Origin of the sequence: Pseudomonas sp. JQ170C (assembly GCF_035581345.1) — a bacterium.
Lineage (GTDB): Bacteria > Pseudomonadota > Gammaproteobacteria > Pseudomonadales > Pseudomonadaceae > Aquipseudomonas.
This window is the reverse complement of record NZ_CP141608.1, coordinates 257,844-271,435: the sequence shown is the minus strand read 5'-3', so window position 1 is coordinate 271,435 and position 13,592 is coordinate 257,844. Positions and strand designations below refer to the sequence as shown.

Annotated in this window: 13 protein-coding genes; 10 read left to right on the top strand and 3 right to left on the bottom strand. The window is 64.3% G+C overall.

All coding sequences use genetic code 11. The features are described from left to right. Positions 1–197: 197 nt before the first annotated feature. From U9R80_RS01170 to U9R80_RS01155, 4 genes are all read left to right on the top strand, one after another. Positions 198–1,553 (top strand): M16 family metallopeptidase, encoded by a 1,356-nt coding sequence (locus U9R80_RS01170; protein WP_301838559.1) that lies wholly within the window; start codon positions 198–200, stop codon positions 1,551–1,553. Beyond that, the gene (locus U9R80_RS01165; RefSeq protein ID WP_301838560.1) at positions 1,546–3,045 is read left to right on the top strand and encodes a M16 family metallopeptidase; all 1,500 of its coding nucleotides are present in this window, start codon (positions 1,546–1,548) and stop codon (positions 3,043–3,045) included. Before U9R80_RS01170 ends, U9R80_RS01165 begins: the two co-directional genes overlap by 8 nt. Continuing rightward, positions 3,045–3,638, top strand: a complete 594-nt coding sequence (rsmD, locus tag U9R80_RS01160; protein ID WP_301838561.1) for a 16S rRNA (guanine(966)-N(2))-methyltransferase RsmD — start codon at positions 3,045–3,047, stop codon at positions 3,636–3,638. Before U9R80_RS01165 ends, rsmD begins: the two co-directional genes overlap by 1 nt. A gap of 75 nt (positions 3,639–3,713) precedes the next feature. After that, positions 3,714–4,706 (top strand): hydrolase, encoded by a 993-nt coding sequence (locus tag U9R80_RS01155; RefSeq protein WP_301838562.1) that lies wholly within the window; start codon positions 3,714–3,716, stop codon positions 4,704–4,706. Between the two features lie 98 nt (positions 4,707–4,804). Here the strand turns inward: U9R80_RS01155 and U9R80_RS01150 are convergent, their stop codons facing one another. Together U9R80_RS01150 and U9R80_RS01145 are read right to left on the bottom strand one after the other, a co-directional pair. Further along, positions 4,805–5,659: a sulfurtransferase gene (locus tag U9R80_RS01150; protein WP_301838563.1), complete on the bottom strand. Its 855-nt coding sequence runs from the start codon at positions 5,657–5,659 to the stop codon at positions 4,805–4,807. Between the two features lie 39 nt (positions 5,660–5,698). Continuing rightward, positions 5,699–6,364, bottom strand: coding sequence for a TetR/AcrR family transcriptional regulator (locus U9R80_RS01145; RefSeq protein WP_301838672.1), 666 nt, complete (start codon positions 6,362–6,364; stop codon positions 5,699–5,701). 147 nt (positions 6,365–6,511) lie between these two features. Here U9R80_RS01145 and U9R80_RS01140 point away from each other — a divergent pair, with 147 nt between their 5' ends. The 6 genes from U9R80_RS01140 to ggt all read left to right on the top strand — a co-directional run bounded on the left by U9R80_RS01140 (position 6,512) and on the right by ggt (position 12,770). Then, positions 6,512–7,945, top strand: coding sequence for a coniferyl aldehyde dehydrogenase (locus tag U9R80_RS01140; RefSeq protein ID WP_301838564.1), 1,434 nt, complete (start codon positions 6,512–6,514; stop codon positions 7,943–7,945). A 24-nt stretch (positions 7,946–7,969) separates the two neighbouring features. Continuing rightward, a complete protein-coding gene (locus U9R80_RS01135; RefSeq protein ID WP_301838565.1) occupies positions 7,970–8,503 on the top strand; it encodes a twin-arginine translocation pathway signal protein in 534 nt (177 codons plus the stop codon). Positions 8,504–8,531: 28 nt separating this feature from the next. After that, a complete protein-coding gene (locus tag U9R80_RS01130) occupies positions 8,532–10,130 on the top strand; it encodes a GMC family oxidoreductase (RefSeq protein WP_301838566.1) in 1,599 nt (532 codons plus the stop codon). A gap of 112 nt (positions 10,131–10,242) precedes the next feature. Continuing rightward, positions 10,243–10,722: a pantetheine-phosphate adenylyltransferase gene (coaD, locus tag U9R80_RS01125; RefSeq protein ID WP_028943888.1), complete on the top strand. Its 480-nt coding sequence runs from the start codon at positions 10,243–10,245 to the stop codon at positions 10,720–10,722. A 108-nt stretch (positions 10,723–10,830) separates the two neighbouring features. Beyond that, positions 10,831–11,082, top strand: a complete 252-nt coding sequence (locus U9R80_RS01120; protein ID WP_010222176.1) for a YfhL family 4Fe-4S dicluster ferredoxin — start codon at positions 10,831–10,833, stop codon at positions 11,080–11,082. Then, positions 11,082–12,770, top strand: coding sequence for a gamma-glutamyltransferase (ggt, locus tag U9R80_RS01115; RefSeq protein ID WP_301838570.1), 1,689 nt, complete (start codon positions 11,082–11,084; stop codon positions 12,768–12,770). Before U9R80_RS01120 ends, ggt begins: the two co-directional genes overlap by 1 nt. A 6-nt stretch (positions 12,771–12,776) precedes the next feature. On the opposite strand, the gene mutM is transcribed toward ggt, so the two are convergent. After that, complete coding sequence (gene mutM, locus U9R80_RS01110; RefSeq protein WP_301838571.1) at positions 12,777–13,589, bottom strand: bifunctional DNA-formamidopyrimidine glycosylase/DNA-(apurinic or apyrimidinic site) lyase; 813 nt, start codon at positions 13,587–13,589, stop codon at positions 12,777–12,779. Positions 13,590–13,592: the final 3 nt, after the last annotated feature.

Genomic DNA, 13,592 nt, shown 5'->3' with positions numbered 1-13,592 from the left:
CTGCGGCGCCTCGAAAATACTTTTAACGCAGAACAGACTACTTTTATTCCGGCTCGTTCATGCGCAACATTTTGTCTTGAGGCCTGCGGGTCAGACCCACGACAGGCATGGTCGTCAGGCAACCGGATCAGTATCCTAGCACCTCCTAGCCCGCTGACGCTAAGACCACGCGGGCAGTCCTACAGGTTAAACAACGTATGAATGCTCTAGCCCGCCGCGCCGCTGGCCTGTTGCTCAGCACAGTTTTTCTGCCGCTCGCCGCCTTTGCCGCCGATCCGCAACCCACCCATGAGTTCATTCTCGACAACGGCCTCAAAGTAGTGGTGCGCGAGGACCACCGGGCGCCGGTGGTGGTTTCGCAGATCTGGTACAAGGTCGGCTCCACCTACGAGTCCCCGGGCCAGACCGGCCTGTCCCATGCGCTGGAACACATGATGTTCAAGGGCAGCGAGAAGCTGGGCCCCGGCGAAGCTTCGCGCATCCTGCGTGACCTGGGCGCCGAAGAGAACGCCTTCACCAGCGACGATTACACCGCCTATTACCAGGTACTGGCCCGCGACCGCCTGCCCGTCGCTCTTGAGCTAGAAGCCGACCGCATGGCCAGCCTGCGCCTGCCGCCCGACGAGTTCAGCCGCGAAATCGAGGTGATCAAGGAGGAGCGCCGCCTGCGCACCGATGACCAGCCCAGCGCGAAGGCTTTCGAGCTGTTCAGCGCCATGGCCTTCCCCGCCAGCAGCTACCGCACCCCGACCATCGGCTGGATGGCCGACCTGGACCGCATGAAGGTCGAGGAACTGCGTCACTGGTATGAGTCCTGGTATGCACCCAACAACGCCACCCTGGTGGTAGTGGGTGACGTCACCGCCGAAGAGGTCAAGGGCCTTGCCCAGCGCTTCTTCGGTCCGATTGCCAAGCGCGCGATCCCGCCGGCCAAGCTGCCGCTGGAGCTGGCCGAGCCTGGCCTGCGCGAAACCACCCTGCATGTACGCACCCAGTTGCCGAGCCTGATCTACGGCTTCAACGTCCCTGGCCTGGCCACCGCCAAGGACCCGCGCACCGTGCACGCCCTGCGCCTGATCTCGGCACTGCTGGACGGCGGCTACAGCGCCCGCCTGCCGAGCCGTCTGGAGCGCGGCCAGGAGCTGGTCTCCGGGGCCTCGTCCAATTACAACCCGTTCACCCGCGGTGACAGCCTGTTCCTGATCTCGGCCACGCCGAACCTGCAGAAGAACAAGACCCTGGCCGAAGTTGAAACCGGTATCTGGAAGCTGCTCGACGAACTCAAGACCACCCCGCCAACCGCTGAAGAACTCGAACGCGTGCGCGCCCAGGTAATTGCCGGGCTGGTTTACGACCGCGACTCCATCAGCAGCCAGGCCACCGCCATCGGCATGCTGGAAACCGTCGGTCTGTCGTGGAAGCTGATCGACAGCGAACTCGATGAACTCAAAAGCGTGACCCCGGCCGACATCCAGAACGCTGCGCGCACCTATTTCACCCGTGAACGCCTGAGCGTTGCCCACGTACTGCCCGAGGAGACCGCTCATGAGTGATCACAGCGCACCCCGCTACACCCTGATCGGCCTCGGTGTCCTGGTATTGGTTGGCGCCGTGGCATTCTTCCTGGCCAAGCCCGTCCAATCGGACAACGCCGCACAACCTGCGCCAAGCACCGCCGCCAAACCGGCCAACACCCTGCAGACGCTGGCCGAGCTTGACGGCAAGGCACCCAGCCGCCGCCAGCTGAACATCCAGACCTGGAACACCACCGAAGGTGCCAAGGTCCTGTTCGTCGAAGCCCGCGAGCTGCCGATGTTCGACCTGCGCCTGACCTTCGCCGCCGGCAGCAGCCAGGACGGTGACACCCCAGGACTGGCAACGCTGACCAACGCCATGCTCAACGAAGGTGTGGCCGGCAAGGACGTGACCGCCATCGCCGAAGGCTTCGAGGGCCTGGGCGCCGATTTTGGCAACGGTGCCTACCGTGACATGGCCGTGGCCACCCTGCGCAGCCTGAGCGCGGCCGACAAGCGCGAACCGGCGCTGAAGCTGTTCGCTGAAGTAGTCGGCGAGCCGACCTTCCCGCCGGATGCCCTCGAGCGCATCAAGAACCAGCTGCAGGCAGGCTTCGAGTACCAGAAGCAGAACCCCGGCAAACAGGCCAGCATCGCACTGTTCGAGCGCCTGTACGGCACCCACCCCTACGCTCACCCAAGTGACGGCACCGCCAAGAGCATTCCGCCGATCACCCTGGAGCAACTGCGCGCCTTCCACGCCAAGGCCTACACCGCCGGCAACGCGGTGATTGCCCTGGTCGGCGACCTGAGTCGCAGCGAAGCCGAAGCCATTGCCGCGAACGTCTCGGCCGCCCTGCCCAAAGGCCCGGCGCTGGCCAAGCCGGCTCAACCCAGCGAACCCAAGCCTGGCACCACGCACATCGACTTCCCGTCCAAGCAGACTCACCTGATGCTGGCCCAGCTGGGCATCGACCGTAACGATCCGGACTATGCGGCCCTGTCGCTGGGCAACCAGATCCTCGGCGGCGGTACCTTCGGTACTCGCCTGATGAGCGAAGTGCGCGAAAAACGCGGCCTGACCTACGGCGTATACTCGGTGTTCAGCCCGATGCAGGTCCGTGGCCCGTTCATGATCAACCTGCAAACCCGCGCCGAACTCAGCGAAGGCACGCTCAAGCTGGTCCAGGACATTCTCAGCGACTACCTCAAGACCGGCCCGAGCCAGCAGGAGCTCGATGATGCCAAGCGTGAACTGGCCGGCAGCTTCCCGCTGTCCAATGCCAGCAACGCCAGCATCGTCGGCCAACTGGGCGCCATCGGCTTCTACAACCTGCCGCTGACCTGGCTGGAAGACTACATGCAACAATCCCAGGCCCTGACCACCGAACAGGTCAAGGCTGCCCTGAACAAACACCTGTCTGCGGACAAGATGGTCATCGTCACCGCAGGCCCAAGCGTGCCGCAAAAGCCTTTGCCGCCGCCCACTGACAAACCCGCCGAGCAGCCGCTTGGCGTACCGGAGCATTAATGGCCAGTCCATCTGCAAAATCGGCCAAGCCACATCACGGCACGGGTCAACTGCGCATCATCGCCGGCGAATGGCGCAGTCGTCGCCTGAGCTTCCCCGACGCCCCCGGCCTGCGCCCCACGCCAGACCGGGTACGCGAGACCCTGTTCAACTGGCTGGCGCCGCATATCGAAGGCGCCAAGGTGCTCGATGCCTTCGCCGGCAGCGGCGCCCTGTACCTTGAGGCGCTGTCCCGTGGTGCAGCCGAGGCCGTAGCCCTGGACAGCAACCCCGCTGCCATTGCCAGCCTGCGGCAGAACCTGGAGCTTTTGCGCTGCCCGCGCGGCCAGTTGATCCAGAGCGACGCCCAGCGTTACTTGCAGGGCGAGCCGAAAATGGCCTTCGACCTGGTGTTCCTCGACCCACCGTTCCACCAGGAACTGCTGCCCACCACCTGCGCCCTGCTTGAAGAGCGCAACTGGCTGGCCGCCAACGCCTGGATCTACACCGAAAGCGAAACCCCGCCCTCGACCCTGCAGCTGCCCGGCAACTGGCGCCTGCACCGGGAAAAGAAAGCCGGCCAGGTGTACTACGCACTCTGGCAACGCGGCTGATTGAACGCAAAAAGGCGCAACGTTCGTTACACTTGTAACCAACTGTTGCGCCTTTTTTTTGCCGAGATACAACCGATGTCCCCTTCTCCGTCCCGCCCCTTCAAACCCGCCCTGGGACTGGGTAACCCGCATATGCAGACGCTATGGGGGCCACTGTGGCGCAAATCTGCTGCACTGAGCCGTCTACGTGAACGGCTGTGGCTCGCCGACGGCGATTTTCTTGATCTCGACTGGCACGGCCCGCACGAAGCCTCCACGCCGCTGGTACTGGTGCTGCACGGATTGACCGGGTCATCCAGCTCTCCTTATGTAATCGGTTTGCAGCAGGCCCTGGCGGGTCGCGGCTGGGCCAGCGTGGCGCTGAACTGGCGCGGCTGCTCGGGCGAGCCGAACCTGCTTGCGCGCAGCTACCACTCCGGCGCCAGCGAGGACCTTGCCGAAGCCATCGGCCACATTCGCGCCAGCCGCCCGCAAGCACCGCTGTATGCCGTGGGGTATTCGCTGGGGGGCAACGTGCTGCTCAAGCACTTGGGGGAAGTGGGCTCGGCGAGCCAGCTCGAGGCGGCGGTGGCGGTGTCGGTACCGTTTCGCCTGGACCATTGTGCCGACCGCATCGGCCTGGGGTTCTCCAAGGTGTATCAGGCGCACTTCATGCGCGCGATGCTGGCTTACGTGAAAGACAAGCAGCGGCACTTCAAGCATCACGACCACCAGGAAGGCCTGGCCGCCCTGGAGCGCCTGGGCCCGCTGGAGAACCTGCGCACGTTCTGGGATTTTGATGGCCGGGTGACGGCGCCACTCAATGGCTTTGCCGATGCCAAGGACTATTACCGCCGGGCTTCGAGCCGCTACTTTCTGGGTGAGAACCGCACGCCGACGCTGATCATTCACTCCAGTGACGACCCGTTCGTGTTCAGCCACAGCCTGCCTTCGGCCAATGAACTGCCGGCACAGACCACGTTCGAGCTGCACGCGCGCGGTGGGCATGTGGGCTTTGTCGATGGCAGCCTGCGTAATCCGGGGTATTACCTGGAGCGACGGATTCCGCAGTGGTTGGCGGGAAACTGATGATTGTTGTGGGAACTGGCATGCTGTGGGAGCGGGCTTGCCCCGCGATAGCGATCTGTCAGTCACATCGCATCGCGGGGTAAGCCCGCTCCTACTTGTCAGTCGCCCGTAGCCACCTGCCGCTGCGGATCAGTGATCCACTCACTCCACGACCCTGCATACAGCTTGCCCAGCGGATACCCCGCCAATGCCAGGGCAAACAGGTTGTGACACGCCGTCACGCCCGAACCGCAATAGGCCACCAACTGTTCAGGTGAGCGCTTGCCGAGCTTCTGGGCAAAGCGCTGCTTGAGCTGCTCGGCCGGCAAGAAGCGGCCATCGGCGCCGAGGTTGTCGGTAAAGGCCGCGCACTGCGCCCCGGGAATATGCCCGGCAACCGGATCGATCGGCTCGACTTCACCGCGAAAACGCGGCAAGCCACGGGCATCGATCAGGGTCATCTCAGGTTGCCCCAGACGTTCGGCCAGCTGGTTGGCAGCGATCACCAGGCTCATGTCTGGCTCACCGCTGAAGCTGCCCTCGCGCTTGGCAGGCGGATCAAGGCTCAACGGCAGGCCAGCCGCATGCCAGGCCTTCAAGCCGCCATCGAGGATGGACACCCCACTGCGCTTGCCCAGCCAGGCCAGCAGCCACCAGGCACGGGCAGCAAAGGCACCCGGGCCGTCGTCATACAGGACAATGTCGCTGTCGTTGTCGATACCAAAGGCGCGCAGGCGCTCGATCAGCCGCTGCGGATCAGGCAGCGGGTGGCGCCCGGTCACGCCCTTGACGATCGGGCCACTGAGGTCGCGCTCAAGGTCAGCAAAATGCGCCCCGGCGATATGACCCTCGGCGTAGCTGCGCTGACCATAATCAATATCCTCCAGAGCAAAACGACAATCGAGAATCACCAGCGCCGGCGCCTCCAGGCGCTCGGCCAATTGCTGGGCGGTGATCAGTTGCGCGAGGGGCATGACAGTCTCCTGAACGATTGAACGAGTAGGGCCTGGGCGTTATTGCTCCAGTGCCTGATTGAGCGAAACGTAGAATTCCTGGCATAACGCATCCACCGCCGGACGGGCCTTGGCGGTGACAAAACCGAGTTCGAGTACCAACACCTGATAGATCCCGCGCTTGAAGGCGTCCTCGCTCAGGTGGCTTGAGTTTTCCCGGGTTGTACACAAAAAGCGCACCCAGGAGGTCAGCACGATCCAGGCGTTGAGGGTCAGCGACTCGATCTGCACGGCGTCCATCTGCACGATTTCAGCGTCGACGAAGCCGCGATAGATGGCCTGTCCCTGGATCAGGCAGCGCTGGGAGAAGCGCCGGTAGCGGGCCGCCAGCTCCTTGTCGCTGTCGAGCAGGTGCTCAAGGTCACGGTGCAAGAAGCGGTAGTTCCACATCGCCGCCAGCAACTCCTTGAGGTAGAAGCGCTTGTCATCGACGGTCGAAGGCCGCCCCTGGGGCGGGCGCAGGAAGCTCTCCACCAGCTCTTCATACTGGGTGAAGAGCACGGCAATGATTTCCTGCTTGTTGGCGAAGTGGTAGTACAGGTTGCCCGGGGAAATCTCCATGTGGGCAGCAATGTGGTTGGTACTGACACTGCGTTCGCCTTGCTGATTGAACAGCTCCAGGCTGTTTTGCACGATGCGCTCGCGGGTCTTGATACGCGGGGCCATGATCAGTTCCAGATACCGGGCTTGAATGAATGGGTCCATCTTACGGTTTATCCGGATGCGGATGTACCTGCCCGTCGTCAAAAAGGGGTCGCAAAAAAATCATATTAGAGTATAAGCTCTAGAAAAAACGCTGCCGTGGAGTTTCGCATGACCGCCAATGCTGCTCGTCTCTTGCCTTCGACCGCCCTTGAAGAACTCACCGCGCAGTTCAGCGCCCAACGCCAGGCGTTTGCCGGCAACCCCATGCCCCCCCTGGCCCAGCGCCGGCAGTGGCTCAAAAGCCTGCGCCAACTGCTGCTCAATCAACAGGACGCACTGATCCAGGCCATCAGCGAGGATTTCAGCGGCCGCAGCGCCGACGAAACCCGGCTTGCCGAACTGATGCCGAGCGTTCAGGGACTGCACCATGCCGAACGCCACATCAAGCAATGGATGAAAGACTCGCCGCGCAAGGTCGGCCTGGCCTTCCAGCCCGCCAGCGCCAAGGTGCTGTACCAGCCACTGGGCGTGGTCGGGATCATCGTGCCGTGGAACTACCCGCTGTTCCTCGCCATGGGCCCATTGACCGGCGCCCTGGCCGCGGGCAACCGGGTCATGCTCAAACTCAGCGAAGCCACCCCGGCGACCGGGCTGTTGCTCAAGCGACTGCTCGAATCGGTGTTCCCCACCGATCTGGTCAGCGTGGTGCTGGGCGAGGCGGAAGTCGGCGAAGCCTTCTCGCGCCTGCCCTTCGACCACTTGCTGTTCACCGGCGCGACCAGCATCGGCCGCCATGTGATGCTGGCGGCAGCGCAGAACCTGACCCCGGTCACCCTGGAACTCGGCGGCAAATCCCCGGCCATCGTTTCGGCCACCGTCCCCCTGAAAGACGCCGCCGAACGTATCGCCTTCGGCAAGACCTTGAACGCCGGGCAGACCTGCGTGGCCCCGGACTACGTGCTGGTGCCGCGCGAGCGCCTGGACGACTTTGCCGACGCCTACCGCAGCGTCGTCCACCGCTTTTACCCGACCGTTGCCGACAACCCGGATTACAGCGCGATCATCAATCCGCGCCATCTGGCCCGCCTGGACAGCTACCTGAGCGATGCCCGCAACAAGGGCGCCAAAATCGTTGACCTGTACCCCCAGGAACCCCGTCAGGGCCGCCGCTTGCCGCCTCATCTGCTGCTGCAGGTCAGCGACGACATGCGCGTCATGCAGGACGAAATCTTCGGACCGCTGCTGCCGCTGGTGCCCTACGACAGCCTCGATGAGGCGCTAGCGTACATCAATCAACGCCAGCGCCCCCTGGCGCTCTACTACTTTGGCTACGACCGCGCCGAGCAACAGAAAGTGCTCGAAAACACCCATTCCGGCGGTGCCTGCCTCAACGACACCTTGCTGCATGTGGCCCAGGACGACCTGCCCTTCGGTGGCGTCGGCCCTTCGGGCATGGGGCACTACCACGGCCATGAGGGCTTCCTGACCTTCAGCAAGGCCAAGGCGGTTTTCGCCAAGCAGCGCTTCAACGCCGCACGGCTCATCTACCCGCCCTACGGCAAGTCGTTAATCAAGCTGGTGTACAAACTGTTCATTCGCTAACAACACCCAACAGGCACAACAACAATGACCACAAGCCTGCCTCCGTCACCCACCCTGAGCCGCCGCGGCCTACTCAAGTTCAGCCTCGGCGCCAGTGCCTTCCTGGCCACCGCCGGGCTGGGCGCAAGCCTCAGCGGTTGTTCGGCGCAGACGCCCGCCAGCGGTTTCATCACCCTGCGCCAGGGCGATCTGCCCATCCTTTACACCGTGATCCCGGTGATCCTCGCCGGCACGGCGGCCCCCAATACTCGCGAGGCCCTGCTGCATCGCCTGGACACCAAGCTCGCCAGCCTGTCCCCGGCGATGCTCAAGCTGACCCGGCAACTGTTCGATGTGCTCGCCCTGCCCGTCACACGCGGCCCGCTGACCGGCATCTGGGGCAGCTGGGAAAACGCCAGCAGCGAACAGATCGAGGCCTTTCTGCGGCGCTGGGAGAACAGCTCGCTGAAGCTGCTGCGCATGGGCCATGCCTCGCTGCTGCAACTGCTGCATATGGCCTGGTACGAGATGCCTGAATCCTGGGCGCATTGCGGCTACCCAGGCCCACCCAAGGTCTGAATCACCCCATAACGACAAGAGGCTGAAGATGCCCGTACCCGACCTGTTTCGCGAAGGCCTTGCCCGCGGCTGGAAAACCCGTGACGCCTCGCGCCTGGACCACGACCTGACCCTGGAAGCCGATATCGCCATCATCGGCAGCGGTGCCGGGGGCGCCACCAGCGCCGAGCTGCTCAGCGCCGCCGGCTTCAAGGTGCTGCTGATCGAAGAAGGCCCGCTCAAGACCAGCAGCGACTTCCACCTGCTCGAAGACCAGGCCTACGCCAGCCTCTACCAGGAAGGCATCGGCCGCATGAGCAAGGATGGCGCCATTACCATCCTGCAAGGCCGCGCTGTGGGCGGCACCACCCTGATCAACTGGACCTCGAGCTTCCGCACCCCCGAACCGACCCTGCAGCACTGGGCCAGCGAGCATGACGTCAAAGGCCTGAGCAGTGCCGAGCTGGCCCCTTATTTCGAGCGCATGGAACAACGCCTGGGTATCGCGCCCTGGATCATGCCGCCCAATGCCAACAACGAGGCCCTGCGCCGCGGCTGCGAGGCCCTGAACTACAGCTGGAAAGTGATACCGCGCAATGTGCGCGGCTGCTGGAACCTGGGTTACTGCGGCATGGGCTGCCCAGTCAACGCCAAGCAGTCCATGCTGGTGACCACCATTCCGGCCACCCTCGACAAGGGCGGCGAGCTGCTCTACCTGGCCCGCGCCGAACGCCTGGTCCACGACGGCGAGCGCATCAGCAGCCTGCAATGCGTGGCCATGGACGCGCGTTGCGTGAACCCCACCGGGCGGCAGATCCAGGTCAAGGCGCGGCACTACGTCCTCGCCGGTGGCGGTATCAACAGCCCGGCCCTGCTGCTGCGCTCCGACGCCCCCGACCCCCATGAGCGCCTGGGCAAACGCACGTTCCTGCACCTGGTCAACTTCAGCGCCGGCTTGTTCAAAGACAAGGTCAACCCGTTCTACGGTGCCCCACAGTCGATCTATTCCGATCACTTCCAATGGCGCGACGGCGTCACCGGGCCGGTCGGCTACAAGCTTGAAGTGCCGCCGCTGCAGCCTGCGCTGGCTGCCACCTTGCTCGGCGGCTTTGGCCACGACAATGCCCTGCGCATGGAACAACTGCCCAACACCCACGTCATGCTCGCCCTGCTGCGAGACGGCTTCCACCCCGACAGCGTCGGCGGCGAGGTGCAATTGCGCGGTGACGGCACGCCAGTGCTCGACTACTCCGTGTCCCCCTATCTGTGGGAAGGCGTACGCCGTGCCTTCCACACCATGGCCGAGATCCAGTTCGCCGCCGGGGCCGAGGCGGTACTGCCGATGCACAGTGACGGGCGTTACGTGAATACCCTGGCAGAAGTCCGGCAAATGATCGACAGCCTGAGCCTTGAGCTGTTCCGCACCCGCCTTGGCAGCGCCCACGTCATGGGTGGTTGCGCCATGGGCGAAGACCCGCGCCGGGCGGTCTGCGACAGCCTGGGACGGCATCATCAGCTGGCCAATCTGTCGGTGCATGACGGCTCGTTGTTCCCCACCAGCATCGGCGCCAACCCGCAATTATCGGTGTATGGCCTCACCGCCCGGCTCACCGAGGCCCTGATCGAGCGCCTGGTTGCCAGCAGATGACAACAAATCAACACACTGTCTATAGTGCCTTCAGCGTGCGCAGGCGACTTGGCCGACTGCCACTGCTGCGATACCATCCGACTCCCCAACGCACTCCTGCCAGGACGACGCGATGAACCGAGTGTTGTACCCAGGTACTTTCGACCCTATTACCAAGGGCCATGGCGATCTGGTCGAGCGTGCCTCGCGGCTGTTCGACCAGGTGATCATTGCGGTCGCTGCCAGCCCGAAGAAAAACCCGCTGTTCCCGCTGGAACAACGGGTGGAACTGGCTCGTGAGGTCACCAAGCACCTGCCCAATGTCGAAGTCATCGGCTTCTCCAGCTTGTTGGCGCATTTCGCCAAGGAACAGCAGGCCAATGTGTTCCTGCGTGGTCTGCGGGCGGTTTCCGACTTCGAGTACGAGTTCCAGCTGGCGAACATGAACCGCCAGCTCGCACCCGATGTCGAGAGCCTGTTCCTGACCCCCTCCGAGCGTTATTCGTTCATTTCCTCGACCCTGGTCCGGGAAATTGCCGCGCTGGGTGGCGACATCACCAAGTTCGTCCATCCCATCGTGGCTGACGCCCTGACCGAACGCTTCAAGAAGTGACATCGGTGATTTGACGACCGCGCCCGCGTGCACTACGGGCGCTAATGCGGCACAATTGTGCCCATTGGTTTTCAAATGCTAGGGTTCTGAGCCCTGGCCGGAGTCCCCATGTCCCTGATCATCACCGACGATTGCATCAACTGCGACGTCTGCGAACCCGAGTGCCCGAACGCCGCTATTTCCCAGGGCGAAGAGATCTACGTGATCGACCCGAACCTGTGCACCCAGTGCGTGGGCCACTACGACGAGCCTCAGTGCCAGCAAGTCTGCCCGGTTGACTGCATCCCCCTGGATGAAGCCCACCCCGAGACCGAAGAGCAGCTGATGGAAAAATACCGCCGAATTACCGGCAAGGCCTGATGCCGTTCGTCGCCCGCCTCTCCCCCCTGATCCTTGGCGCGCTGTTCGCGCTAGGGGCCGCGTGTGCACAGGCACAAGGGCCGGGGCAGGCGGCGATTGCCAGCCCTCACGCCCAGGCCACGGCGGCCGCACGGGAAATCCTCGAACAAGGCGGTAACGCCTTCGACGCGGCCATTGCCGTCAGTGCAGCGCTGGCGGTGGTCGAGCCCTATGGCTCGGGATTGGGCGGCGGTGGTTTCTTCCTCCTGCGCGAGGCAGACAACCCGGCGCGGTACGCCTTTCTCGATGCCCGCGAGCGAGCCCCCGGCAAGGCCAGCGAGGCCATGTACCTCAAGGACGGCAAGGTCCAACCGGGGCTGTCGATCAATGGCCCGCTGGCCGCCGCCATTCCGGGCCTGCCGGCGGCGCTGGCCGACCTCGCCGCGCACTACGGCAAACTCCCGCTCAAAAGCACCCTGGCCCCGGCCATCCGCCTGGCCAATCAGGGCTTTGCCGTCGACCGCATCTACCGCGACCGGGCCACCATGCGCTTGACCGCCCTGCGCGACGACCCGGAAAGCGCCCGCCTGTTCCTCAAGCAAGGCGAAGTGCCCGCCCTGGGCGTGCAGATCCGCCAACCGGAGCTGGCGGTCACCCTCGAACGCCTGGCCAGCCAGGGCCGCGACGGCTTCTATGCCGGCCCTACCGCCCAGGCCATGGTCAACGGCGTGCAAGCGGCAGGCGGAATCTGGAGCCTGGATGACCTGGCCAACTACCGCACAGCGACGCGTGAGCCGCTGCGCTATCAATTGGCCGACCAGCGCGAACTGATCAGTGCCCCGCCGCCTTCGGCCGGCGGCATCGCCCTGGCCCAGAGCCTGGCCATGCTCCAGCGCCTGCCGTGGCAGAGCGCCGAGCCCGTGCAGCGCAGCCATTACGTGCTGGAGGTGCTGCGCCGGGCCTACCGCGACCGCGGCCTGCTGGGCGACCCGGATTATGTCGCCAACCCGGTCACGCAATTGCTCGCTCGGCCTTACCTCACCGGCCTTGCCAACAGCATCGAGGCGTACCAGGCCACACCGAGCAGCGACCTGCCACCGGCTCCCGCCTGGCGCGAAGGCGATCACACCACCCACTTTGCGGTGATCGATGCCGACGGCAATGCCGTCGCCGCGACGCTGTCGGTCAACCTGCCCTTCGGCGCCGCGTTCAGCGCACCGGGCACCGGCGTGGTGCTGAACAATGAGATGGACGATTTCGCCGCCGATCCACGCGGCAGCAACAGCTACGGGCTGGCGGGCAGCCAGGCCAACGCGGTGGCGGCCGGCAAGCGTCCGCTGTCGAGCATGAGCCCAAGCTTCATCGAAAGCCCGACCCAGTTCGCCGCCTTCGGTACACCGGGCGGCAGCAGGATTCCGAGCATGGTGCTGCTGTCGATGATGGGCTTCCTGGAAGGCAAACCGATTGCCAACTGGCCAGCCGTACCGCGCTATCACCACCAGTACCTGCCGGATGTGGTCGAGCATGAGCCCGGCACCTTCAGCCCCGCACAGCAACGCGAACTGCAGGCACGCGGCTACACGCTCAAGGACCTGGGGCGGACCTACGGCAATCAACAAGTGCTGTATTGGAACAAGGCCGCCAACACCCTGGAAGCCGCGAGCGATCCGCGCGGCGTGGGTGAATCGGCAGTGCTCAGCCCACGCTGAGCACGTTCACTTCTGGCAGCGCGGGCAGTAGACGCTGGCGCGCTGGCCCAGCTTGACCTCACGCAAAATGCTGCCGCAGACCTTGCAAGGCTCCTCACCCCGCCCGTACACGAACAGCTCCTGCTGGAAGTAGCCCGGTTGGCCATCGCCGCCGATAAAGTCACGCAAGGTGGTGCCGCCGCGCTCGATGGCGCACGCCAGGATGCGTTTGATCTCGATCGCAAGCTTCAGGTAACGCGCCCGGGAAATGCTCCCGGCCTCGCGGCGCGGGTCGATGCCGGCGGCGAACAACGCTTCGGTCGCGTAGATGTTGCCCACCCCGACCACCACCGCGTTATCCATGATGAAGGGCTTGACCGCCATGTGCTTGCCGCGCGACAGCTGGAACAGACGCTCGCCATCGAACAGGTCGGTCAGGGGCTCCGGCCCCAGCCTGATCAGCAACTCATGGTTGAGCGGGTCCAGGCTCCAGAGCATCGCCCCGAAGCGACGCGGGTCGGTGTAGCGCAGGGCCAGGCCCGACTCCAGCTCGATATCCACATGCTCGTGCTTGGCGGCCGGCAGGCCGATCTCGACCAGGCGCAAATTGCCGGACATGCCCAGGTGGCTGATCAGGGTGCCCACCTCGGCGTTGAGCAACAGGTACTTGGCCCGCCGCTCCACCTTGACGAAACGCTGCCCGGACAGACGAATGTCCAGGTCTTCAGGGATCGGCCAGCGCAAACGGCGGTCGCGCACAATCACCCGGCTGACCCGCTGTCCTTCCAGGTAGGGCGCGATACCGCGCCGGGTCGTTTCGACTTCAGGTAGTTCGGGCATGGA

Excerpts from the sequence above, each read along its gene's own strand:
- U9R80_RS01170 (WP_301838559.1), top strand. The coding sequence starts at position 198 with ATGAATGCTCTAGCCCGCCGCGCCGCTGGCCTGTTGCTCAGCACAGTT.
- U9R80_RS01165 (WP_301838560.1), top strand. The coding sequence starts at position 1,546 with ATGAGTGATCACAGCGCACCCCGCTACACCCTGATCGGCCTCGGTGTC.
- rsmD (WP_301838561.1), top strand. The coding sequence starts at position 3,045 with ATGGCCAGTCCATCTGCAAAATCGGCCAAGCCACATCACGGCACGGGT.
- U9R80_RS01155 (WP_301838562.1), top strand. The coding sequence starts at position 3,714 with ATGTCCCCTTCTCCGTCCCGCCCCTTCAAACCCGCCCTGGGACTGGGT.
- U9R80_RS01150 (WP_301838563.1), bottom strand. The coding sequence starts at position 5,659 with ATGCCCCTCGCGCAACTGATCACCGCCCAGCAATTGGCCGAGCGCCTG.
- U9R80_RS01145 (WP_301838672.1), bottom strand. The coding sequence starts at position 6,364 with ATGGCCCCGCGTATCAAGACCCGCGAGCGCATCGTGCAAAACAGCCTG.
- U9R80_RS01140 (WP_301838564.1), top strand. The coding sequence starts at position 6,512 with ATGACCGCCAATGCTGCTCGTCTCTTGCCTTCGACCGCCCTTGAAGAA.
- U9R80_RS01135 (WP_301838565.1), top strand. The coding sequence starts at position 7,970 with ATGACCACAAGCCTGCCTCCGTCACCCACCCTGAGCCGCCGCGGCCTA.
- U9R80_RS01130 (WP_301838566.1), top strand. The coding sequence starts at position 8,532 with ATGCCCGTACCCGACCTGTTTCGCGAAGGCCTTGCCCGCGGCTGGAAA.
- coaD (WP_028943888.1), top strand. The coding sequence starts at position 10,243 with ATGAACCGAGTGTTGTACCCAGGTACTTTCGACCCTATTACCAAGGGC.
- U9R80_RS01120 (WP_010222176.1), top strand. The coding sequence starts at position 10,831 with ATGTCCCTGATCATCACCGACGATTGCATCAACTGCGACGTCTGCGAA.
- ggt (WP_301838570.1), top strand. The coding sequence starts at position 11,082 with ATGCCGTTCGTCGCCCGCCTCTCCCCCCTGATCCTTGGCGCGCTGTTC.
- mutM (WP_301838571.1), bottom strand. The coding sequence starts at position 13,589 with ATGCCCGAACTACCTGAAGTCGAAACGACCCGGCGCGGTATCGCGCCC.